Origin of the sequence: Bifidobacterium catulorum (assembly GCF_003129925.1) — a bacterium.
GTDB classification, from domain to species: Bacteria; Actinomycetota; Actinomycetes; order Actinomycetales; family Bifidobacteriaceae; genus Galliscardovia; species Galliscardovia catulorum.
In genome coordinates this window covers 1-20532 of record NZ_QFFN01000003.1, presented here as the reverse complement: position 1 = coordinate 20532, position 20532 = coordinate 1, and the positions used below count along the sequence as shown (strand labels likewise).

Sequence of the window (20532 nt, the reverse complement as noted above, 5' to 3'; positions counted from 1 at the left end):
GCACCACCCGTCACGGACGCTCAGTTGACGCCGACGACGTTGTGCGCGATGGCGTAGCCGAGGCGTATCAGCCCGCGTCCGAGGGGACCGCGCACGGTGAGCAGCCGTCCGATGACGGTGCGGCGCACGGCGGCGTCGGCCTCGGGCGCGCGTTCGGCGAGGTACGCCCACAGCTCGTCCTTGCGGCGGTAGTTCTCCCTGTCCTTGGAAAGCACCATGAACACCGAGTCGATGGCCATGTTGATGGTCAGGTAGTGGATCATGTACCGGTAGAGGCCGGCGGGCACGGCGTCGCGTCCGGGCGTCGCGTCGACCATGGCGCGTACCACGCGGATGAGCTGGTCGATGCGGCGGATCATCGTCTCCTCCTCGACGGACTGTCCCTCGCGGCCGATGAAATAGCGGTAGAGGTCCTCGTCGAGGTACATGAGCGTGCGCACCTGCGGCAGCGGCGCATACGCGTAGATGTTGTCCACGTAGAACGTGTGCTCGGGGAGTCTGAGCCCCGCCTTCTCGCGCAGCACCTTGGTGCGGTAGATGAGCGAATGCATGAGCAGGTTCTGGTCGGGGCGGAAGCGCCGCACCTCGTTCCAGCCGAGGATGGTGTTCGGCCTCATCACGCTGCCGTAGCGCACGGTCTTCTTGATGCGCTTGCCCTGCTTCTCGTACGTGTAGTTCGTGACCACCAGGTCGACTGGCGCCGTGGCCTGCGCCTGCGTGCGCAGTTCGGCGAGCACGTTGCGCAGCGCGACCATGTCAAGCCAGTCGTCGGCGTCGACGACCTTGACGTACATGCCGCGCGCATTGGCGACGCCCGTGTTGACGGCGCCGCCATGCCCCTTGTTGGTCTGGTCGATGACGCGGATCACGCCCGGGTACCGGCTTTCGTATTCGCGGGCCAATGCGGGCGTGCCGTCCTTGGAGCCGTCGTTGACGATGATGATCTCCGTGTCGCTCAGGTCCTGCTCGATGAGCAGCGACGAGAGGCATCGTCCAAGATAGTCCTCGACGTTGTAGGAGGGGACGACGAACGTCAGCACGATGGGGTTGTCGCCGTCGCCGGGCATGGCGTCGACGGCTTGGTTTTCGCTGTTCTGCACCCTACTGTTAAACCATAGATTCGTCGTTTTGCCAAATGACGGCGTACGCCGGACGCGACGGTATCATGACGAAAGGTCATGGAGGCCAGGATGCAGATGGCCACGGCACAAACAGCCATGAGCAAAGGTCATGGAGGGATCACGTATGGAATACGAACGCGACGTCGACGGCTTTCTGCGCTACATGGCCGTCAACCGGGGGTTGAGCGGCAACACGGTCCGCGCATACGGCTCGGACCTGCATGAGTGCCTGTCGTCGATGGACGCGCGCGGCGTGGCGTCCCTCGCCTCGGTGACGGTGGACGACCTGCGTTCGTGGATGGCGGCGGCGTCGCCCGGTCTTGCACGCTCATCCATGGCGAGGAAGGTCGTGGCGGTGCGCGCGTTCTTCGCATACGCGTACGGGCGCGGGACTATTCCGTCGGACCCTGCCGCGGGGCTGAAGACGCCGAAGATCCCCGGCACGCTGCCGACCGTGCTGAACGAGACGCAGGCCGCGCGGATGATGGACCGCGCGGACACCGACGCGCGAAGCAGCGGCGCAGAAAACACTGACGCGCGAAGCGGCGGCGCAGAAAACACCGACGCGCGGAACGCTCCCGAAACACCGTCGACCGGAACGATCCGGCACAAACACCGCGGGGATGCGACCGTGCGCAGGGCGCTGGGACTGCGCGACGCCGCCATCGTCGAGATGCTGTATGCCACGGGCATCCGTGTCTCGGAACTGGTGGGCATCGACGTCGAAGACGTGGACTTCTCAACGCGCACGGTGCGCGTGCTCGGCAAGGGCGGCAAGCAGCGGGTGGTGCCGTTCGGCGCGCCGGCGGCCAGGGCGCTCGACGCGTGGATGAGCGAAGGCCGGTCGCCCATCCTGCACCGGGCCGGGGCCAGGGGCGACGCAAGTGCCGTGTTCCTCGGCGCCCGCGGAGGCAGGCTCGACCAGAGGCAGGTGCGGACGGTGGTGCATCACGCCGCGGCGGCGGCCGGGGTACCCGACATCGGACCGCACGCGCTGAGGCATTCGGCGGCCACCCACATGCTCGACGGCGGTGCCGACCTGCGCGAGGTGCAGGAGATGCTCGGCCATTCCTCGCTGCAGACCACGCAACGGTATACGCACGTCTCCATCGAACAGCTGACGCAGCGGTACAACCAGGCGTTTCCCCGGGCATAGTTTCCCCGGATGTCGATAGACTGCTGCGTATGATCTCCATCACGACTTCGAACATGAACGGCATCCGGGCGGCGGCACGCAAGAACCTCGGCTCCTGGATCGACGGGCATACGCCCGACGTGTGGTGCATGCAGGAGGTGCGTGCCCCGCAGGACGCCCTCGACCCGATCCTCGACGACATCGCCGTGCGGTATGCGGCGTCGGGCGCGGCCGACGGGCCTGCCGGGCTGCATCGTGTGAACGAGGTGTGCCGGGTCAAGGGCCGCGCCGGCGTGGCGCTGCTGTCGTCCCTGCCTGTGGTCGCGACGAGGCGCGGACTGCCGGGATTGGACGAGGACGTGGACTCCGGACGGTGGATCGAGGCCGACATCCGCACGCCGGAGGGATACGTGATCACCGTCTGCTGCGTGTACGTGCATGCGGGCAACGCCGACGACGAGACGAAGATGGCGCAGAAATACCGGTTCCTCGACCATATGCTGGTCCGTCTGGGGCAGCTGAGGGACGAGGCGGCGTCGGGCGGCAGGCAGGCGGTGCTGTGCGGCGACTTCAACATCGCGCACACGCCGCTCGACATCAGGAACGCCAAGGGCAACGTGAAGCATGCCGGGTTCCTGCCCGCCGAACGCGCCTACGTGGACCGTTGGCTCGACGAATACGAGTTCGTGGATGTGATGAGGGACCTGGCCGGCGACATCCAGGGGCCGTACACGTGGTGGAGCCAGCGCGGGCGCGCGTTCGACAACAACGTGGGATGGCGGCTCGACTACCAGTTCGCCACGCCGGAGCTCGCCGAGACGGCCCGCGGGTTCGTCATCGACAAGGCGCCGTCCTACGAGGCGCGATGGTCCGACCACGCGCCCCTCACCATCACCTACGCCGTATGAGGGGGCGCGTCGGCGGTCAGACGCGCAGCGTGCGCAGATGCCCGCGGAGGAGCTCGATGCTGCGTTCGGCCATGTAGCGGTAGCCGAACTCGCCGGGATGGAAGTGATCGGCGGCGTAGAACTTCTCGTCGTCGGCCTTCACGTCCTCGTGGGTCATATCAAGGTAGACGACGCCGCGTCGATCGCAGATGCGCCTGCTGACCGCGGTCTGCTCATCGACCCGTCCCTCCAGGTATTCCCTGAGCGCGGCACCGAGCGCGGGACTGTTGTACAACTGGCCGCAGCTGTAGACGACGACGCCATCGGCCATCGCCATGGCCTCGTCCAGCGTGGCGGCGAGGTCCTCGGACCACTCCTTCATGCTGCGCTGCGCCATGATGTCGTTGGAGCCGGCGCACAGCACCAGCAGGTCGGCACGCCCCTCCACCTCGGGCAGCAGACGGTAGCGCACGCGGCGCATGGTGGCGCCCAGCCGCCCGTGCGCGCTCCAGCGCACCGGTCGTTCCAGCTCGTCGGCGACGCCCCTGGCGAGGTCGGGGATCAAGCCGGCCGCCTGGTCGTCCACTCCGCATCCGGCGACCATGGAGTCGCCGACCGCCACCAGCGTGAACGGTCTCTCGCCGGCGTGGGGACCGTCGGCATACCGCTCCCCGACGACGCCGTGCCGCTCCCCCGCAGGTTCGGGTGCGAGCCGCACATGGTGCTTGGCCCACCAGGCCTCAAGCATCGCCATGGTCTTTCTCATCACGTTCATGGTCCATCCCTCCCTGATCGAACCCATCGGACCGTCCGAAAACGATCCGGCCGCCATCATACGGGCGTACGGTCAGACGGTCAGACGACTGACCGAACCGTCATAGATGTACATCTCCTCGGAGACGTCCTCGCCCGCCAGGGTGAAGCTCGCCGTCCGGGAACAGCGGCGCTCCAGACCACGGTGGTCGTAGAAGCCGTAGTCGCAGCTGGTGTCGGTGTAGAGGAAGAAATCGTCGATGCCACGCCCGCGCAGATGGTCGAGGGCGGCGTCGAACAGCATCCTCCCCAGTCCGTGGCCGCGGTACCGGTCGTCGACGATGAACAGCACGATCTCGCCGTCGTAGCGCCGTCCCTGGTCGAGGGCGTCGCGGTCGAGGGCGCGGTCGGCGGCCATGAACCTCGCGAACATGCGCAGCCCCTGCCGTCCTTCCTCGCTGCCGAGCAGGCCGAGACCCGCGACCGCCTGCCGGGCGACCAGACGCAGGTCGGTCCTGGGGTTGCGGCGGTCGGCGACGACGATGAGGCCGGCGACCCGGCCGTCGATGTCGGCCACGCGCATGAACGTGCGCCGGGAGAGGCAGTTGCAGGCGTCAATGCGTCCGAGCAGCGCGGCCTCGCGCGGCGGCATGCGCTCATCGTATTTCCACGTTCTCCTGGCGAGGTCCTCGATCTGCGGCATGTCTTCGGCGCGCATGGCCCTGAGCACGGCTTGCGATGTCATTCTTGGTCCGTTCCTCCGTTCTGTCGGAACTCCACCCTATCCGATATGGAGGATGTCCACACGACGCACGGCCGGCCCTTCGGGTTTTTCTCCGCGGAGTGAGAGACAATGGTGTGGCAAAGAGCCGGTCGCGACGAGATTCGTCGCCCGACAGCCGGCGGGAAGGCTGGAAACGATGATGTCGACGCTGTTTGATGACGATGCCGAGATGTTTGACGAGTTCATTTCGGCCGCGTTCTCCTCGGATGACGTCCGGGCGATGGAACGGCCCCTGCTGGACGAGGGCGTGCCGCTGATGCGCATGGCCGCCTCGGCCACGGCCATGACGGCCCGTGGGATGATGGCCCGCGCGCACATATCCCCTGACGAGGCGAAGATCGTGCTGCTGGCCGGAGGCGGCGACAACGGCGGCGACGGATTGTTCGCGGCGGCGGAGCTCGCCGCCGAGGGCGTGGACGTGACGGTGGTGGCGACCGGGAGAAGCCTGCACGAGGCCGGGCTCTCCGCGTTGCGAGCGCAGGGCGCCGACCTCATCGTGCTTGATCCGGACGCGGAGATTCCCGGCGCGGACGGTCCCCGGGACGCCCGGGAGGCGGTGGACCTGTTCGAGGAGGCCCTAAGTGCCGCGGAGGGCGCTCATCTGGTCATCGACGCCATGACCGGCATCGGCCTGCACGGCGCGCTGCGCGGCATCCCCGCGCATATCGCCGCCGAACTCGGTGAGGACGGGGCGTTGCCGTCCACCTTCGCGGCACCCCGCGGCGAGGGCGTCGACGGCTTTCCCCTGGTGCTTGCGGTGGACACGCCGTCCGGCATCGGCGTGGACGACGGCACCCTGCCCGGTGCGTACATCCCCGCGGACGTGACCGTCATGTTCGGCGCGCTCAAGCCGTGCGCGCTGATTCCGCCGTCGGCGTATGTATGCGGCCAGCTGGTGCTTGTGGACTTCGGCTTCGACACGGAGGGGCACGTCCCCGTCGCCGAGTCGGTGAACGCCAGGACCGCGGCCCAGTCGGTACGACTGCCGCATATCGACGATTCGAAGTATTCGCGCGGCGTGACCGGGCTGGTCACCGGCTCGGACGCCTACCCCGGCGCCGCCGTGCTCTCCTCGCTGGCCGCGGCGCGATCGAACGTGGGCATGATTCGCTACGTGGGCCCGTCCCGCCCGGGCGACATGGTGCTGCGCGAGGTGCCCGAGGCGGTGATGGGCACCGGCCACGTGCAGGCGTGGGTCGTGGGGTCGGGCGTACCGAACGCCATGGCCGACGAAGGCCATGACAACGAGGGCCATACCGACGTGCAGCGTCGAACGATAGCCGCCCTGCTCGCCCACTATGACGTCGATGCGCAGGGCAGCGACGCGATGCCGCCGGTAGTGGTGGACGCCGGAGCGCTTGACCTGCTGCCGGAGAGCTGCGTGTCCCAGGTGCTCATCACCCCGCATGCGGGCGAGCTGGCCCGGCTCATCAGCGAGCGCGATGAGCCGGTGACCGTGCCGCAGGTGCTCGCCTCCCCGTTGGAGTATGCGTTGCGCGCATGGGACCTCACCGGCGCGACCGTGCTGCTCAAGGGCGCGGCGACGATTGTGGTGGGGGACGACGGCGAAGGCAATCCCCGCGTATTCGTCGCCGGAGCCGGACCGGCCTGGCTGGCCACCGCGGGCTCAGGCGACGTGCTGGCCGGCACGCTGGGTTCGATGCTGGCGCAGAACGCGGAGACCCTCGACCGCTTGCCCGACCTGATGGCCGTGTATTCGGCGGTCGGCGCCTACATCCATGGCATGGCGGCCATCGTGGCGTCGGGCTCGTCGCAACAGGGGCTGTCACGACCGGTGGTCTATGATGCGCAGGACCCGGTCGCGTTCTTCCACGATATGATGAGCGTCCACATCGCCGGCGGGAAAGCCCCTTACGGTCTGCTGGGTCGGCCGATCACGGCGTCGGAGGTCGCCGAACGGCTGCCGTCCGTGTTCGGCACGCTCATATCCCTGGCCGACGACGGATGCGATGTCGATGGATATGACGGCGACCCTCTCATCGACGGCCCGGTCTCCCCCGTACATTCCACCTCCACCGGAGAAGACGGACCCGCGGCACCGGTCAACGATGACGATCCCGGCGACGGGATCGTCATCGACGCCGACCGCGACTACACGGACGAGGAGCTCGACGCGCTCGCCGACGCCCTGTTCGCGCGGTATGAGGAAGACGACCGGCGGTAGCCTATTCGCCTTTCCCGTCGGCGTCCGTCCCCGCGCACGCCCGGTCCACGCAGTCCAATGCGTTGAGCGTGCGCGGATAGCCGATGTAGGGCATGATCTGGGAGATGACCGCGATGAGGAACGTCCGCTCGTTGCCTACGTTCACGTTGGCCTTCACATGGGCCGTGAGCTGCGGTTCGCAGCCGCCCTGCGCGGCCAAGAAGCACAGGGTGATCATCTCGCGTCGGCGCACGTCGAGCCCGCCGCGCGTATAGTAGTCGCCGAAGCAGTTGCCGACGAGCCAGCGGCGGATGTGCCGGGTCGCCGCGGGACCGGTTTCGGCGAATCCGCGCATGTGCTCGCCGAAGATCGCCATCTGTTCACGTTCGCCGGCCTCCATGCGGGTGTCGGCGTCGACGGTGCCCTGCGGTTCGAGGGGCAGGGGGATTCTCCGTTCGAGGAACACGTCATTGGTGGCGTTGAGGAAACCCATGACACGGCCGATGCCGAGGTAGGCGGTCGCCTGGTAGACGATCTCCCTGACCTCCACCGGGGTGACTCCCGTCCGCAGTGCGGCGGGAAGCATGAGCCGGTATTCGTCAAGGCCCTGACAGCCGATCAGCGCGGCGAGAATGGCCATGGACCTGATGCGGTCGTCAAGGTCGGGATGGTTGGCGTCGGGGTCGCTCACCACTTCGTCGTAGGCGAAACGGCTGAACATGTCCACGAATTCGGGGTCGGTCTCGCCGAGCGGCCGCTTGTCGGACATGAGCTGGTCGTATTTCTTCCTGAATGATTCGAATGCCATGCCTCAACTTCTTACCACGAAAGCATGAGGGCCGCGAATGCATGTCATGCATGCCCCGTCATGCCCGCTCCGCATGATATGCGCCGCGCCCGTTCAATCCTGCGCATCGGAGGCGAGCCGTCGTCCGATGACGTCGAGGAACGCCTGGGCCCCCTCGCCGCGTCCGCCCGTCTGCCCGGGGGCGTCACGCGTCTCGTCGTTGAACACGTAGACGTCGAACGTGGGCAGTTCGACGCCGTGCACGGGCAACGTGGCGAGACGGTCGTCGTTCTCCACGGCGATGGATGCCATGAGACCGACGGCCAGACCGGAGGCGATGATGGCTTTCATCGTGTTGACGTCGGCCACTTCGATGAGCTGGGTGACGTCGATGCGCGACCTGAGGAATTCGTCCACCGCCTGGGAATGCACGAAGTCGCCTCCCAGCGTGACGAACCGCAGGTGGCGGAACAACGATTCGTCACCGAAGTCGAAGCCGCTCCGCCCGCTGAGCATCTCCGGAGGGTTGACCGCCGAATAGGTGAGTCGGAAGGGGAACGATGCGAGTTTGAACGATCGGACACCGCCGATGTCCGGCAGGGCGTCGAGGGTGGCGACGGCCCCGAAATCCACGTCATGACGTTCGATCTGCTCCATGAGACGCGTGGAGCCGACCGACTGCACGGATATCCTGCCGTGCAGTCGGTCGGCAAGCATGTCGATGGAGGCGTCGCCCAGCAGATAGGCGGAGATGATGGGCGGCAGTCCCACGGTGTAGACATCGTGCATGTGGGCGGCGTCGAGGTCGTCGGCGAGCGCATCGAGTTCACCGAGTATGGCGGCGGTGTGGCGGACGACGATAAGCCCTTCGCCGGTGAGGCTCAGCCCTCCGCCTGCGCCGAAGCGCCTACGTTGCAGCAAGGTGGCGCCGAGCCGGGATTCAAGGCGTTTGACCGCCTGGGACACGGTGGGCTGGGAGACGCCGGCCGCGGCAGCGGCGTCGGTGAAGCTGCCGAGTTCGGCGACGAGCTGGAACAGTTCGAGGTCGCGGATGTTCTCTATCGACGCCACATTGCCTCCCCGCGTTCAACGACATTGGTGTCTGTCATTGTACGCGGGGTGTTCGAGGAGCATCCGGCCTAGTCTTCAGGGTGCCAGGTGGCGGCTTCGACGGCGGCCGGCACGTCGTCGACCGGTTCGCGGCTGAGCCCCTCGGCTATGGCCTGTTCGGCCACGGCGATGGCGACCCTGCGGGAGATTTCGGTGAGCCGGCTGACCGGCGGCAGCACGGCGGCGCCCGGCTGGTCCACGTCGATCATGTCGGAGATGGCGTGGGCGCCGGCGAGCAGCATGCGGTCGCTGATGAGCCGGGCCTTGCCCACAATGGCGCCGAAGCACAGCCCCGGGTACATGAGCGCGTTGTTGCCTTGGCCGATATGGTAGGTGACGCCGTTGTATTCCACGGGCGCGGAGGGCGTTCCCGTGATGACGAACGCCCTGCCGTCGGTCCAGCGGATGACGTCGGCCGCCTTGGCTTCGGCGAGTTCGGTCGGATTGGAGATCGGGCAGATGAGCGGCCGCTCCACATGGCTGGCCATGGCGGTCACAACGCGCTCGTCGAACGCGCCTGGCCGGGTGGAGGTGCCGATGAGCACGGATGGACGGAACGCATCCACCACCTGGGCGAGGTCGGTGATATCGGCCACGCCTGCGAATTCGGCCGGGTCATGCGCATACTTGCGCTGGCCTTCGGTCAAGCCGTCCTGCCCCTTCAGCACCAGGCCATAGCGGTCCACCAACGCCACCCGGGCCATTGACTCGGCACGGTCCATGCCGCCGTTCACCACCATGTCGTCGACGAGCTGGTCGGCGATGCCGACGCCGGCGGTGCCCGCACCGAACACGAGGATGCGCGTGTCCTCGTAGCCGGTGCCGGCGATCCTGCGCGCCGCCACAAGCGCGGCGAGCACGGTCACGCCGGTGCCCTGGATGTCGTCGTTGAGGGTGAGAACCTCGCGACGGTACCGTTCGAGAATGGGCGCGGCGGTGGGACGGCCGAAATCCTCCCAATGCAGCAGGGCGTCCGGATAGAGTTCGAGGCTGTCGTGGACGAACGCGTCGATGAACGCGTCGTAGCGTTCGCCGCGCACTCGCGGGAAGCGGTTGCCCACGTAGTCGGGGTTGTCGAGCAGTTCCTTGCGGTCGGTGCCCACATCGATCATGACCGGCAGTACGCGGGAGGGGTCGATGCCGGCGGCCGCCGTGTAGACGGCGAGCTTGCCGGTGAGGATCTCCGCCCCCTGCGCGCCCCAGTCGCCGATGCCGAGGATGCCCTCGCCGTCCGTGGCCACGATGAGGTCGATGTCGCGACCCTGCGCATACTGGCGCAACGCGTCCTTGATGCGTTCGGGGTGTTCGATGGACACGTAGGCCACGTCACTGCCCAGATAGTACTTGTCGTACTGCCGAATCGACTGGGCGACGGTCGGCGCGTACACGATCGGCATGTATTCGGTCAGATGCCGGGCCATGCCGTGATAGAACAACGCACGGTTCTCGCGGGCAACACCCATCAGATACAGACGCTTGTCGAGATCGCCGTCGATGGCGGAGAAACGAGCATGCATCATCTTCTCCTGCGCGTCAAGCGTCCGCACGGCGGCGGGCAGCAGACCATCCACGTCGGCGGCGATGCGCTCTTCGGCGGTGAAGGCGGCGCCCCTGTTGACGAAGGGATTCCTCAGCGTTTCCATTCCGGTCATGATTACCGTCCTTAGTCTCGATGTCATCGCCGGCCGATGGCCGGCGGCCGGGCTTCGCTGCCCGGCTGATGTCTACCAACCTATGGAGATGGCAAGCGCCGTACAAATAAACGATGCCTATATGAGCAACACGCCTGAAATCCCAACGTTCACAACCATACAAGTCGGCGAGCCGCCCCCATATTGGCGGGATTTATTTGTGAGGCTCGTCACATTTTTCCTACGCTCGGGGCATCGCATGAATCGGCACGATGACGACGTCGCCATCACGGTTCCGTTCACCAGCAACGTCAAGCAAAGGAGCATCATGACGCAGGCAACCAAGCAACGAACCAGCCAGCTCATCAAGGCCGCGGTCTGTGTGGCCATCACCGCCGCCATCTACGTCATACCGCCGCCCGAAGGGCTCGAACCCAGGGCCATGCACATGCTCGCCATCTTCCTCGGCACCATCCTCGGCCTCATCCTCCAGCCGCTGCCCACGTCCGCCATCGCCATCATCGGACTGACCGTCGCCATGCTCACCGGCGCCATGGACCCGAAGACCGAGGCGTTCGCCGGGCTCGGCAGCGCATCGATCTGGCTCATCGTCGCCGCGTTCTTCATCGCCCAGGGCTTCGTCAAGACCGGACTCGGCCGCCGCATCGCACTCGTGTTCATCAGCCTGCTCGGCAAATCCACACTCGGCATCTCCTACGGACTGTCCGCCGCCGACCTGCTGCTCGCCCCCGCCACCCCGTCGAACACGGCACGCCTCGGCGGCATCCTCTTCCCCATCATCACCTCCATCAGCGATGTGCAACGATCCACCCCCGAATCCGACGAGTCACGACGCCGCATCGGCGCCTACCTGGCCATCACGGCGAACAACGTGAACGCCGTCACCTCCGCCATGTTCACCACCGCCATGGCCGCCGGCCCCGTCGTCGCCCAACTCGCCGCCGACTCCGACGTCACCATAGGCTGGGGCACATGGGCGCTCGCGGGCATCGTCCCCGGCGTACTGTGCCTGCTCATCATCCCGGCGCTGGTATACAAGGTGTATCCGCCGACCATCAGGCACGTACCGACCGCACAGAGCGACGCCCGCGCCGAACTCAGGAATCTGGGACGCCTGAGCGTGAAGGAATGGATCATGGCCGCCACGTTCGTCATCATGCTGGTGCTGTGGGCCACCGGATCGATGACCGGCATCAATGCCACCACCGTCGCGTTCCTCGGCGTGACAGTGCTGCTCGTCTCCGGCATCATCACCTGGAAGGACATGGCGGCCAACACCTCCGCCTGGTCCACGCTCATCTTCTTCGGAGTGCTGGTCGGCATGGCCACCCCGATCAACGACCTCGGCGTGGCCGCATGGGCCGGGGAGATCATCGCGCGGGCCACGTCCGGCATGCCGTGGATGGCCGTGCTGGCGCTGCTCACCGTCTGCTACTTCCTCATGCACTACCTGTTCGCCGCCGAACTCGCCCAGGCCGTGGCCCTGTATACCCTGTTCCTCGGCGTGGCAGTGGCCGCCGGAGCCCCGCCGCTTGCCGCCGCCCTCATGCTCGGCTGCACCACCGGTCTGATCGGAGCGATGACCCATTACGCCTCCGGCCCCGCGGCCCTGATATACGGCGCCGGATATGTGAAGACCCCCGAGTTCCTGAAGATAGGGCTGCTGTGCGGCATCGTCTGTGTGGCCGTATGGATCACTCTCGGCATGGGATGGTGGAAAATCATCGGCATCTGGTAGTCCACGACGATTCCCCCGACCGTCAGACCGCCTCTTCGCAGCCCCGTTCGCCTGCGAAGAGGCCCTTGATGTTCCGTGCCATGGCACGGGAGAGCTTCCCACCGTTTTCAGGCTACCGGTGTCGTGTGTGACGTACATGGCGCACTCGCAAGGCAAACGTTTGATGTGACGCAAATCACATCACCGGCCGAAACCCGTGCCCATGCTCCCGGTCATGGCATAGACTCGGCGTCATGAGCATCGAGCAGCGCAGCGCGGGCATCGCCCGCATCCCCGTCGGCGCACGCATAGTAGTCCGCACCTCGCTTGGTCCGGACCCTGAGAACGGGAGGGAACGGTACCGTGATTTCGTCGGCCATGTGACCGGCCATGACGGGGCGACGCTGCATCTGCTGCGGGACGAATCGGCCAACGGCCGTCGTCCCGCGCAGCTGGTGGATATCCGTGTAGCGGACATCGTCCTGTTCAGACCGGTTCCCGAACGCCCGTTCTGAGACCATTCGCCATGGTCCTCCATTCCCTGCCATCTTCCATTCGTCGGAATCCCTCCCCCTTATCTGTACAACGTGTTGTCGCTATGCCATAATGATGCCAATCCCATGATCGTTCGTTGTCGGCATAAGGAGACGGCATGGCACAACGCAGGAACACACGGACCGAGGCATCGCTCAAACAGGCGTTCATCACGCTCACGCGCGCCAAGGGCTTCGATGCCACGACGGTCAGCGATCTGGCCCGCGAAGCGCATATCAACCGCGGCACCTTCTACACGCACTACACCGACAAGTTCGATCTGCGGCAGCAGCTCATAGCCAACGCCGTCTCCGACCTCAACGACATCGTCCTGCGTTCGCACCGCCCCTCCGACCGCGAGTTCATCCCCCATGAGGCGATACTCGGCGCACTGCGTTACATCAGGCAGGACTTCGATTTCTTCGACGCGATATCACAGAGCGGATCCGACATGCAGCTCTACACCAAGGTGAAGGACCTTCTCGCCGACCTGCTCATCATAGAGACGGAGAAATCGGGAATACGCCTGGAGACGGACGGCGTACCCGTCATGTACGGCAAGGAGATGATGGCCTCGGCCCTGACGTCGGCCATCTGGATGTGGCTGCGCCGTGGATGCGTCGAATCCCCCGAGGACATGGCCATGCTCATCGAACGGGCCAAACGGATCGCGGCGGTCCGACCCCTCGCCGTCGCGCAGGTGCAAAGTCAGGCGCGGCGGCGGGGAGGGGCGGACTCCCGATAGGGGCTACAGTGCGGTGCGCACCTGCGCCACGGCGGTGCGACGGCCATCGAAGCGGATGACGTGCTCGCCTCGTTTCGCGGAAGCCAGCAGATCCTCGCGCCACGTGCCCTCGCCGAGCGACAGCCGGACCTCGTCGTGGACGACGTCGCCGGATCGCTGACGCGCCTTGAAATCACGGTATGGCTGCGCGGTGGAGAAGAACCCACGGATTCCCGACGCCGCCGCATCGCCGCCCGATTCCAACAGCCCGGCCATGTCGGACAGACGACGGCTCATATGCCGCAGCAGTTCCGCCACATTGGCCGCATCCTCCTCCACCATGGCACGGGTGCGGTCCGGGTCGGTGAGCGCCACGCGCGTCATGTCGCGCCAGCATCCCGCGGCGAGCGCCTGCGCGATGTTGCGTGCGGGCATGTCGGTCAGCTCGTTCGCGAGCGCGGTGGAGACCACGTGCGGCATGTGGGAGATCATGGCGGCCGCCTGATCGTGGGTTTCGTCATCGAGGACGATGATGCGGTCGCCGACGCCCTCGCAGATCATGTCGGCGACGGTGAGGAAGCGCTCATAGTCGGTGTCGGCGTCGACGGTGACGGCCCAGAGCGCATCGTCGTACAGGTCGGGGCTGGAGGCGTCGTAGCCGGAGAACTCGCTGCCGGCCATGGGATGCGCGCCGACGTAGCAGGCGCCGAGTCCGGCGGCCTCGACTTCGTCACGGACCTGGCCTTTGACGCTGCCGACGTCGGTGAGCGTCGTATGGGGGTCCAGTACCGGCGCGATCGAGGCGAGCGCCTGCGGCATGGCCTTCAGCGGCGTGCACAGCACCAGCACGTCGGGCTTCGCCAGGGCGAGGTCCTCGATGCGTTCCACGCAGTTGATGCCTGCGGCGCGGGCCTGCCCGTACGGGTGGGGGCGATGGTTCCAGGCGATCACCTTGCGTCCCCTCGCGACGAGCCGTCTGGCGAGGGACCCTCCGATGAGTCCGAGTCCGGCGACGGCGATGACGTTCGCCTCCGGAAGACCCCTGTCGCCGGCGTTGACGTGGTTGACGCCCCCGTCGCTGGTGTTCGTGTCGTTTGCCACGTTCGTCATGTTCATTTCCACAGCAGTTCCCTATCGGATTCATGATCGTCGTTGCGTGTCGTCGCGTCGTCGATGTGGATGCCGCCCTGTGGAAGCATCCACGCGCTGACGGGCGGGTTGGGCCGTTCCCGGCGGGGGTAGACGGCCAGGGTCTTCACCCAGTCGCCGTGGGTGAGCACCTGCCTGAGCGCGGCCTTGAACTGCGGCTGCCATGGAGCGGCGTCGAAGGTGGCGATGAAGCTGTAGGTGCCGGCATTGCCCTTGATGGGTCGTGAGATGAAGCTGGTCATGTTGAGGCCGGCGTAGCGTAATACGTCGAGCAGGTTGGCGAGCACGCCGGGACCGGTGTTGAGGAGGATGAACGCGACGATGGATTCGAAGTCCCGGTCGTCGGTCTTGCGGATTCGATCCAGCTGGTCCCGCACGTCGTCGCGGGGGGCGAGGACGAGGAATTCGGTGCGTCCGCCGCTGAAGTCCTGCACGGATCGTGCCATCACGTCGAGTCCGTAGATGTCTGCGCAGACGGATGGGGCCAGGGCTATCTGGGTGTCGGTGATGTCTCGGCAGGCCGCGGCGTTCGACGCCGTCGGGCGCACGGCGAGATTCCGGTCGGCGATGAATCCGGTGCATTGGGCCAGTCCATGAGGATGGGCGCATATGGCGGTCAGTTCCGTATGGTCATGTCTTACGAGGGCGTCGAACGAGATGTCGACGCCGATTCGCGCGAATCCCGCGACGTCGTCGGCGTCGATGAGGGCGTCGAGGTTCGGTACGACGTAGCCTTCGACGTTGTTCTCCCATGCGATGACGCCCCAGCCGCGGCGTTCGCCCACGGCGTCGAAGATGGCGGTGACGTTCGGTTCGGCGACGCACTCCCCCGCATCGTCGATGAGCCGGGACGCCTCCAACGCGGCCTGATGGGTGAACGACCCCTGGGGGCCCAGATAATGCAATGGAACCGTCATGTCTTATCCTTATCGCTCCTCGGGATGATGCCGGCGTGGTGGTACATGGAACCATGCGGAGGGCAGAACCAGCATGAGGACCTGCACGGCGACCATGCCGAGCAGCCAGATGATGCCCGCCTTCTGCATGATGGGCGAATAGGCGTCGGACAGGTAGCCGAAGATGATGAGCGCGCGCGAGTTCGACGCGTGGGACGCGACGAGCATGGCCGCCGAGCCCGATGCGATGAGGTGGAACCCCACCCCGAGCCCTCCGGCGCGGGTGCGGGCCGACCATGCGGAGACGCCCATGAGGGCCAGCGACAGGACGAGGCCGTAGGGGATGTTCCACGGCACACCCATGCGGTGTGTCGCCGAGCCGACGAGGCCGACGACGAAGCCGGTCGCGACGCATGCGAGGAGCCGTCCCCAGACGGGCAAACGAAAACTCCACGGCATCCGTCGCAGCTGCTGTGCGGATCGTTGCCGTGGAGTTCGTTTCATCGTTCGCTGGGCCATACGCTCCAGTATGCCTCGATGTGGTGACCGTCGGCGCCGCCAAGGCCGTCGACGGTCGTCGGAACAACTACTTGTTGTTGTTCTGACGACGCTGCTTGGCGCGCCACTTGTACCATTCGTCGCGGCTGAGGATGATCTTGCGCACGCGGATGGCCTCCGGGGTGACCTCGACGCATTCGTCCTCGTTGGCGAAGTCCAGGGACTCCTCAAGGCTCATCTTGATCGGCGGGGTGAGGGTTTCGAGCACGTCGGCGGTGGAGGAGCGCATGTTGGTCATGTGCTTGGCCAGCGTGATGTTCACGTCGAGCTCGTCGGGCTTGTTGTTGATGCCGACGACCTGACCCTCGTACACCGGGGACTGCGGCTCGACGAAGAAGTTGCCGCGGGCCTGCAGACGCTGCATGGCGTACGGGGTGGCGACGCCCTGACGGTCGGAGACCATGGAGCCGTTCTGGCGGATGGTGATCTCGCCCGCCCACGGTGCGTAGCCGGCGGAGATGGAGGATGCGATGCCGGTGCCGCGCGTGGCGGACAGCAGCGCGGTGCGGAAGCCGATGAGGCCGCGGGACGGCACGGTGAACTGCAGACGCACCCAGCCGGAGCCGTGGTTGGTCATGTTGTCCATGCGGCCCTTGCGGTCGGCCATGAGCTGGGTGACGGCGCCCATGTACTCCTCGGGCACGTCGATGGTGGTGTTCTCCATCGGCTCGTTGATCTTGCCGTCGATGGTCTTGGTGACCACCTGCGGACGGCCGACGGTCAGCTCGTAGCCCTCGCGGCGCATCTGCTCGGCGAGCACGGCCAGCGCGAGTTCGCCGCGGCCCTGGACCTCCCAGGCGTCAGGACGCTCGGTGGGCAGCACCTTGATGGAGACGTTGCCGATGAGCTCGCGGTCGAGACGGTCCTTGATCATGCGGGCGGTGAGCTTGTGGTCCTTGCCTTCGGTGCCGGCCAGCGGGGAGTCGTTGACGCCGAAGGTCATGGAGATGGCCGGGTCGTCCACGTGGATGAGCGGCAGCGGCTTCGGGTCGTTGGGGTCGACGATGGTCTCGCCGATCATGATGTCGTTCACGCCGGCGACGGCGACGATGTCGCCGGGGCCCGCCTCGTCGACCGGCTGGCGGTCGAGGCCCTGGGTGCGCAGCAGCTCGGAGACGCGGAAGTTCTCCAGGGAGCCGTCCACACGGGACAGGCCGTAGGTGGCGCCCTTCTTCAGGGTGCCGTTGTAGATGCGGACCAGACCGAGGCGCCCGAGGAAGTCGGAGGAGTCGATGTTGGCCACGTGTGCCTGCAGCGGCGCGCCCTCCTCGTATTCGGGGGCGGGGATGTTGGAGATGATGGCCTCGAACAGCGGTTCGAGGTTGTCGTTGTCGGGCAGGCCGCCGTCGGCGGGCTGGTTGGTGGAGGCGTATCCGGCCTTGGCCGCGCAATAGATGACCGGCATGTCGAGCAGCTGGTCGAGGTCGAGGTCGACGCCCTCATGCTGAACGTCGTCGGCGAGGCCGAGCAGCAGGTCGGAGGTCTCGCCCACGACCTCTTCGATGCGGGCGTCGGGGCGGTCCACCTTGTTCACGCACAGGATTACCGGAAGCTTGGCCTCAAGTGCCTTGCGCAGCACGAAGCGGGTCTGCGGCAGCGGCCCCTCGGAGGCGTCGACCAGCAGCACGACGCCGTCGACCATGGAGATGCCGCGCTCCACCTCGCCGCCGAAGTCGGCGTGTCCGGGGGTGTCGATGATGTTGAGCGTGATGCCTTCGGGGTGGCCGTACTTGGCGGCCAGCGGACCGGTGTATTCGACGGCCGTGTTCTTCGCGAGGATGGTGATGCCCTTCTCGCGTTCCAGATCGTTGGAATCCATGACACGGTCCGGCACTTCCTCACGCTCGTTGAACACGTGGGACTGCTGGAGCATTGCGTTCACCAGCGTGGTCTTGCCGTGGTCGACGTGAGCCACAATCGCCACATTACGGATATCACCGCGTACCGCCATCGAAAACCTCTCTTAATTGACTGTCGTATTTGCGTCTCGAACGGATTGTTTCGAAAAGACTTGGTTCTGTCGTTATCCCTGAATACACAAACCGTCGTAATGATAGCCGGATTGCTTGACAGGGTCGGCCCCGGGCTGCCGGGGCCGACCGGGCTAGGGTTCCAGTCCGTCCTCGGGGTCGGGCAGGAACGGCGCCAGGGACGGCAGCTCGTCGAGCCCGTCCAGTCCCATGGCCTCAAGGAACAGGTCTCCGGTGACGAGCAGGGCCGCATAGGTCTCCTCATCGACGCCCCGTTCCACGATCAGGCCGCGCACGGTCAGGGAGCGGATGACGCCGTCGGAGTTGACGCCCCGGATGTCCGCCACCCGTGCGCGTGTGATCGGCTGCTGGTAGGCGACGATGGCGAGCGTCTCCAATGCGGCCTGCGAGAGCCGGGACGTCTGCCCGTCGGTGACGAACCGGCGCACCACCGGTTCGAGTTCGCGCCTGCTGGCGAACTGCCATCCCCGCACGGTGTGGCGCAGCTCGAATCCCCGCGCCGGCGTGTCGTCATCGCCGTCGTATTCGGCCCGCAGGTCATGCAGGACCTTGTCCACGCGTGATTCGGACACTCCCAGCGTCCTCGCCAGCTCGCCGGCGGACCGGGGCCGGTCGGAGACGATGAGCATGGATTCCAGACATGAGCGCAGTCCGCCGGGGAATGCCTCGACGTCGAGCGGGCGCTTTCCCGCATCGACGTCCGTTTCGGTATGGTTCATCGGATGGGATCCTTTGTCGTAGGTCATGATGACGGCGCCATGGCGGTGTCGCCGCCGTCCTGCGGATCGTCGCCCGTCGGGCCTTCGTACGGATCGTCCGACGCGCCGGCGTCGGGCGCCCACCGCAGATGGAGTTCGGCGTAGGGGCGCCGCTGACGAACCTGGACGACGCCCTGTTTGAAGAACGCCAGGACGGCGAGGAACCGTGCCGCTATCTCAAGGTTCGACGTCGTGTCCTCCGTGAGTTCGGCGAAGGTCGTGGCACTGCCCCCGGGCAGCGCCTTCAGCCGGTCGCGCACGATGGCGGCCTGCCGCCGAAGATCGACGATCGGCACATGGAGCTGCCCGACCGACACCTCGCGGACGGGTGCGTCGGCAAGCGCCTTCGCCGCCAGGGCGGCGAGGCCCTCCGGGGAGGTCGTCCATGCCAGGGGAGGCAGCATCGCGGCGACGTCTTCGCCGCAGTATCCCGGATGGGCGATGCGGCCGCCGTGCTCGGTCATGCGGACGCGAAAATCCAGGCCTGCCTGTTTGAACGCCTTGTACTGCAGGAGTCTGGCGAACAGCAGGTCGCGTTCGCGCAACGCCTCCATGCCGTGCCCGTCGCGTTCGTCGTCCTCGTCCGCAGGCAGGATGGCGACGCTCTTGGCCTCGACGAGCACGGCGGCAACGTCGAGGAACGCGCTGGCCTCGTCCAGATTCCGTTCGAGGTCCATCCTGTCGATGTACCGCATGAATTCGTCGGTGACGGCGGCGAGCGACACCTCCGTGAGGTCCATCCGTCTGCTGGCGAGCATGTCGAGGAGCACGTCGAACGGACCCTGGTAGGCGTCGAGCGTGACGGTGAATCCGGCGCCTTCCCGGTCGTGGGGTCGCGTCATGCGGAGCCCGTCGTCAGCGGACGACGCCACGGGCCACGAGCTCGCGCGCCACCTCGCGGTATTCCTTGGCGGTCTTGTGCTGCGGGGCGTACATGGTGATCGGCGCGGCGGCGATGGTGGCGTCGGGCAGTTTGATGGAACGGGTGATGACCGTGTGGAACACCTTGTCCTGGAACGCCTCGTAGATGCGGGCGAGCACCTCCTCGGAGTGCAGGGTGCGGGTATACATGGTCACGAGCACGCCGTCGATGCGCAGCTGCGGGTTGATGCGGCTTTTGACCTTCTCGATGGACTGCATGAGCAGAGCCACGCCACGCAGCGCGAAGAACTCGGCGGCGACGGGGATGATGACCCCGTCGGCCGCGGTGAGGGCGTTGACGGTGAGCAGGCCGAGGGACGGCTGGCAGTCGATGATGATGACGTCGTATTCGTCGCGCAGCGGACGCAGCACCTGGGCGAGCACCTGTTCGCGGCCGACCTCGGTGACGAGCTGCACCTCGGCGGCGGACAGGTCGATGTTGGCGGGGATGATGTCGAGAAGGGGGAACCGGGTGTGGTGGATGACGTCATGCGGGTCCATGGACGTGTTGAACATGGCGGTGTAGATGGTGTTGTCCACGGAGTTCGCGTTGATGCCGAGCCCGACGGACGACGCCCCCTGCGGGTCGAAGTCCACGATGAGCACCTTGCGTCCGAAGTTAGTGAGCGCGCCGGCGATGTTGATGGAGGATGTGGTCTTGCCTACGCCACCCTTTTGGTTGCACATGGCGATGATGGTCGCAGGTCCATGATGTTCCAAAGCTTCCGGCGCGGGAAAGATCTCGTATTCGCGCCCCAACAGATCAGTAGGCATGGAACCATGCTAACAACAGCCGTGCATCGGAGCCGGGTGTCGACGTGACTCATGTTTTTTGAGCGCGTAATGGTTAGTGGTGCCTCATCGGAAATGAGCGCGAACGGTACCGGTCCT

The 20532-nt window shown here is 66.2% G+C and carries 19 protein-coding genes; 6 read left to right on the top strand and 13 right to left on the bottom strand.

The window, feature by feature from the left end:
* Nucleotides 1–20: 20 nt before the first annotated feature.
* Complete coding sequence (locus tag DF200_RS02000; RefSeq protein ID WP_109136748.1) at nt 21–1067, bottom strand: glycosyltransferase family 2 protein; 1047 nt, start codon at nt 1065–1067, stop codon at nt 21–23.
* Nucleotides 1068–1245: 178 nt separating this feature from the next.
* Here DF200_RS02000 and DF200_RS01995 point away from each other — a divergent pair, with 178 nt between their 5' ends.
* Nucleotides 1246–2277, top strand: a complete 1032-nt coding sequence (locus DF200_RS01995) for a tyrosine recombinase XerC (RefSeq protein ID WP_109136625.1) — start codon at nt 1246–1248, stop codon at nt 2275–2277.
* 29 nt (nt 2278–2306) lie between these two features.
* Nucleotides 2307–3164, top strand: coding sequence for an exodeoxyribonuclease III (locus DF200_RS01990; RefSeq protein ID WP_109136624.1), 858 nt, complete (start codon nt 2307–2309; stop codon nt 3162–3164).
* Nucleotides 3165–3180: 16 nt separating this feature from the next.
* On the opposite strand, the gene DF200_RS01985 is transcribed toward DF200_RS01990, so the two are convergent.
* Both DF200_RS01985 and DF200_RS01980 read right to left on the bottom strand, forming a co-directional pair.
* The gene (locus DF200_RS01985) at nt 3181–3918 is read right to left on the bottom strand and encodes an SGNH/GDSL hydrolase family protein (protein WP_109136747.1); all 738 of its coding nucleotides are present in this window, start codon (nt 3916–3918) and stop codon (nt 3181–3183) included.
* 72 nt (nt 3919–3990) lie between these two features.
* On the bottom strand, nt 3991–4641 hold the full coding sequence (locus DF200_RS01980; protein WP_109136623.1) for a GNAT family N-acetyltransferase: 651 nt from the start codon (nt 4639–4641) through the stop codon (nt 3991–3993).
* A 178-nt stretch (nt 4642–4819) separates the two neighbouring features.
* Between DF200_RS01980 and DF200_RS01975 the strand changes: the two genes are divergently transcribed.
* Nucleotides 4820–6865, top strand: a complete 2046-nt coding sequence (locus tag DF200_RS01975; RefSeq protein WP_439098305.1) for a bifunctional ADP-dependent NAD(P)H-hydrate dehydratase/NAD(P)H-hydrate epimerase — start codon at nt 4820–4822, stop codon at nt 6863–6865.
* Between the two features lies 1 nt (nt 6866).
* Here the strand turns inward: DF200_RS01975 and DF200_RS01970 are convergent, their stop codons facing one another.
* The 3 genes from DF200_RS01970 to DF200_RS01960 all read right to left on the bottom strand — a co-directional run bounded on the left by DF200_RS01970 (nt 6867) and on the right by DF200_RS01960 (nt 10420).
* A complete protein-coding gene (locus DF200_RS01970; RefSeq protein ID WP_109136622.1) occupies nt 6867–7652 on the bottom strand; it encodes a carboxymuconolactone decarboxylase family protein in 786 nt (261 codons plus the stop codon).
* A 93-nt stretch (nt 7653–7745) separates the two neighbouring features.
* On the bottom strand, nt 7746–8702 hold the full coding sequence (locus tag DF200_RS01965; protein WP_109136621.1) for a LysR family transcriptional regulator: 957 nt from the start codon (nt 8700–8702) through the stop codon (nt 7746–7748).
* A 68-nt stretch (nt 8703–8770) separates the two neighbouring features.
* Entirely contained in the window at nt 8771–10420 is a 1650-nt protein-coding gene (locus DF200_RS01960) for an NAD-dependent malic enzyme (protein WP_277724792.1), read from the bottom strand.
* 280 nt (nt 10421–10700) lie between these two features.
* Here DF200_RS01960 and DF200_RS01955 point away from each other — a divergent pair, with 280 nt between their 5' ends.
* From DF200_RS01955 to DF200_RS01945, 3 genes are all read left to right on the top strand, one after another.
* Entirely contained in the window at nt 10701–12131 is a 1431-nt protein-coding gene (locus DF200_RS01955) for a DASS family sodium-coupled anion symporter (protein WP_109136744.1), read from the top strand.
* Nucleotides 12132–12364: 233 nt separating this feature from the next.
* Nucleotides 12365–12625: a DUF6725 family protein gene (locus tag DF200_RS01950; protein ID WP_109136620.1), complete on the top strand. Its 261-nt coding sequence runs from the start codon at nt 12365–12367 to the stop codon at nt 12623–12625.
* A 137-nt stretch (nt 12626–12762) separates the two neighbouring features.
* Nucleotides 12763–13389: a TetR/AcrR family transcriptional regulator gene (locus DF200_RS01945; RefSeq protein ID WP_109136619.1), complete on the top strand. Its 627-nt coding sequence runs from the start codon at nt 12763–12765 to the stop codon at nt 13387–13389.
* A 3-nt stretch (nt 13390–13392) separates the two neighbouring features.
* Here the strand turns inward: DF200_RS01945 and DF200_RS01940 are convergent, their stop codons facing one another.
* The 7 genes from DF200_RS01940 to DF200_RS01910 all read right to left on the bottom strand — a co-directional run bounded on the left by DF200_RS01940 (nt 13393) and on the right by DF200_RS01910 (nt 20415).
* Entirely contained in the window at nt 13393–14478 is a 1086-nt protein-coding gene (locus DF200_RS01940; RefSeq protein ID WP_109136743.1) for a prephenate dehydrogenase, read from the bottom strand.
* Nucleotides 14479–14480: 2 nt separating this feature from the next.
* A complete protein-coding gene (locus DF200_RS01935) occupies nt 14481–15434 on the bottom strand; it encodes a prephenate dehydratase (protein ID WP_109136618.1) in 954 nt (317 codons plus the stop codon).
* Between the two features lie 9 nt (nt 15435–15443).
* Nucleotides 15444–15932 carry an alcohol dehydrogenase gene (locus DF200_RS01930; RefSeq protein ID WP_146191984.1) on the bottom strand — a complete coding sequence of 163 codons (489 nt, stop codon included), beginning with the start codon at nt 15930–15932 and terminating at the stop codon, nt 15444–15446.
* A 67-nt stretch (nt 15933–15999) separates the two neighbouring features.
* Nucleotides 16000–17922, bottom strand: coding sequence for a translational GTPase TypA (gene typA, locus DF200_RS01925; protein ID WP_109136616.1), 1923 nt, complete (start codon nt 17920–17922; stop codon nt 16000–16002).
* Between the two features lie 153 nt (nt 17923–18075).
* Nucleotides 18076–18681, bottom strand: a complete 606-nt coding sequence (scpB, locus tag DF200_RS01920; RefSeq protein WP_241520085.1) for an SMC-Scp complex subunit ScpB — start codon at nt 18679–18681, stop codon at nt 18076–18078.
* A 23-nt stretch (nt 18682–18704) separates the two neighbouring features.
* Entirely contained in the window at nt 18705–19562 is an 858-nt protein-coding gene (locus DF200_RS01915; protein WP_109136742.1) for a segregation and condensation protein A, read from the bottom strand.
* A gap of 13 nt (nt 19563–19575) precedes the next feature.
* Nucleotides 19576–20415, bottom strand: coding sequence for a ParA family protein (locus DF200_RS01910; protein ID WP_109136614.1), 840 nt, complete (start codon nt 20413–20415; stop codon nt 19576–19578).
* Nucleotides 20416–20532 lie beyond the last annotated feature (117 nt).

What these genes read in the sequence shown, in the direction of transcription:
- DF200_RS02000 (WP_109136748.1), bottom strand. Translation starts at nt 1,067, where the DNA reads ATGCCCGGCGACGGCGACAACCCCATCGTGCTGACGTTCGTCGTCCCC.
- DF200_RS01995 (WP_109136625.1), top strand. Translation starts at nt 1,246, where the DNA reads ATGGAATACGAACGCGACGTCGACGGCTTTCTGCGCTACATGGCCGTC.
- DF200_RS01990 (WP_109136624.1), top strand. Translation starts at nt 2,307, where the DNA reads ATGATCTCCATCACGACTTCGAACATGAACGGCATCCGGGCGGCGGCA.
- DF200_RS01985 (WP_109136747.1), bottom strand. Translation starts at nt 3,918, where the DNA reads ATGAACGTGATGAGAAAGACCATGGCGATGCTTGAGGCCTGGTGGGCC.
- DF200_RS01980 (WP_109136623.1), bottom strand. Translation starts at nt 4,641, where the DNA reads ATGACATCGCAAGCCGTGCTCAGGGCCATGCGCGCCGAAGACATGCCG.
- DF200_RS01975 (WP_439098305.1), top strand. Translation starts at nt 4,820, where the DNA reads ATGTCGACGCTGTTTGATGACGATGCCGAGATGTTTGACGAGTTCATT.
- DF200_RS01970 (WP_109136622.1), bottom strand. Translation starts at nt 7,652, where the DNA reads ATGGCATTCGAATCATTCAGGAAGAAATACGACCAGCTCATGTCCGAC.
- DF200_RS01960 (WP_277724792.1), bottom strand. Translation starts at nt 10,420, where the DNA reads ATGACATCGAGACTAAGGACGGTAATCATGACCGGAATGGAAACGCTG.
- DF200_RS01955 (WP_109136744.1), top strand. Translation starts at nt 10,701, where the DNA reads ATGACGCAGGCAACCAAGCAACGAACCAGCCAGCTCATCAAGGCCGCG.
- DF200_RS01950 (WP_109136620.1), top strand. Translation starts at nt 12,365, where the DNA reads ATGAGCATCGAGCAGCGCAGCGCGGGCATCGCCCGCATCCCCGTCGGC.
- DF200_RS01945 (WP_109136619.1), top strand. Translation starts at nt 12,763, where the DNA reads ATGGCACAACGCAGGAACACACGGACCGAGGCATCGCTCAAACAGGCG.
- DF200_RS01940 (WP_109136743.1), bottom strand. Translation starts at nt 14,478, where the DNA reads ATGACGAACGTGGCAAACGACACGAACACCAGCGACGGGGGCGTCAAC.
- DF200_RS01935 (WP_109136618.1), bottom strand. Translation starts at nt 15,434, where the DNA reads ATGACGGTTCCATTGCATTATCTGGGCCCCCAGGGGTCGTTCACCCAT.
- DF200_RS01930 (WP_146191984.1), bottom strand. Translation starts at nt 15,932, where the DNA reads ATGGCCCAGCGAACGATGAAACGAACTCCACGGCAACGATCCGCACAG.
- typA (WP_109136616.1), bottom strand. Translation starts at nt 17,922, where the DNA reads ATGGCGGTACGCGGTGATATCCGTAATGTGGCGATTGTGGCTCACGTC.
- scpB (WP_241520085.1), bottom strand. Translation starts at nt 18,681, where the DNA reads ATGAACCATACCGAAACGGACGTCGATGCGGGAAAGCGCCCGCTCGAC.
- DF200_RS01915 (WP_109136742.1), bottom strand. Translation starts at nt 19,562, where the DNA reads ATGACGCGACCCCACGACCGGGAAGGCGCCGGATTCACCGTCACGCTC.
- DF200_RS01910 (WP_109136614.1), bottom strand. Translation starts at nt 20,415, where the DNA reads ATGCCTACTGATCTGTTGGGGCGCGAATACGAGATCTTTCCCGCGCCG.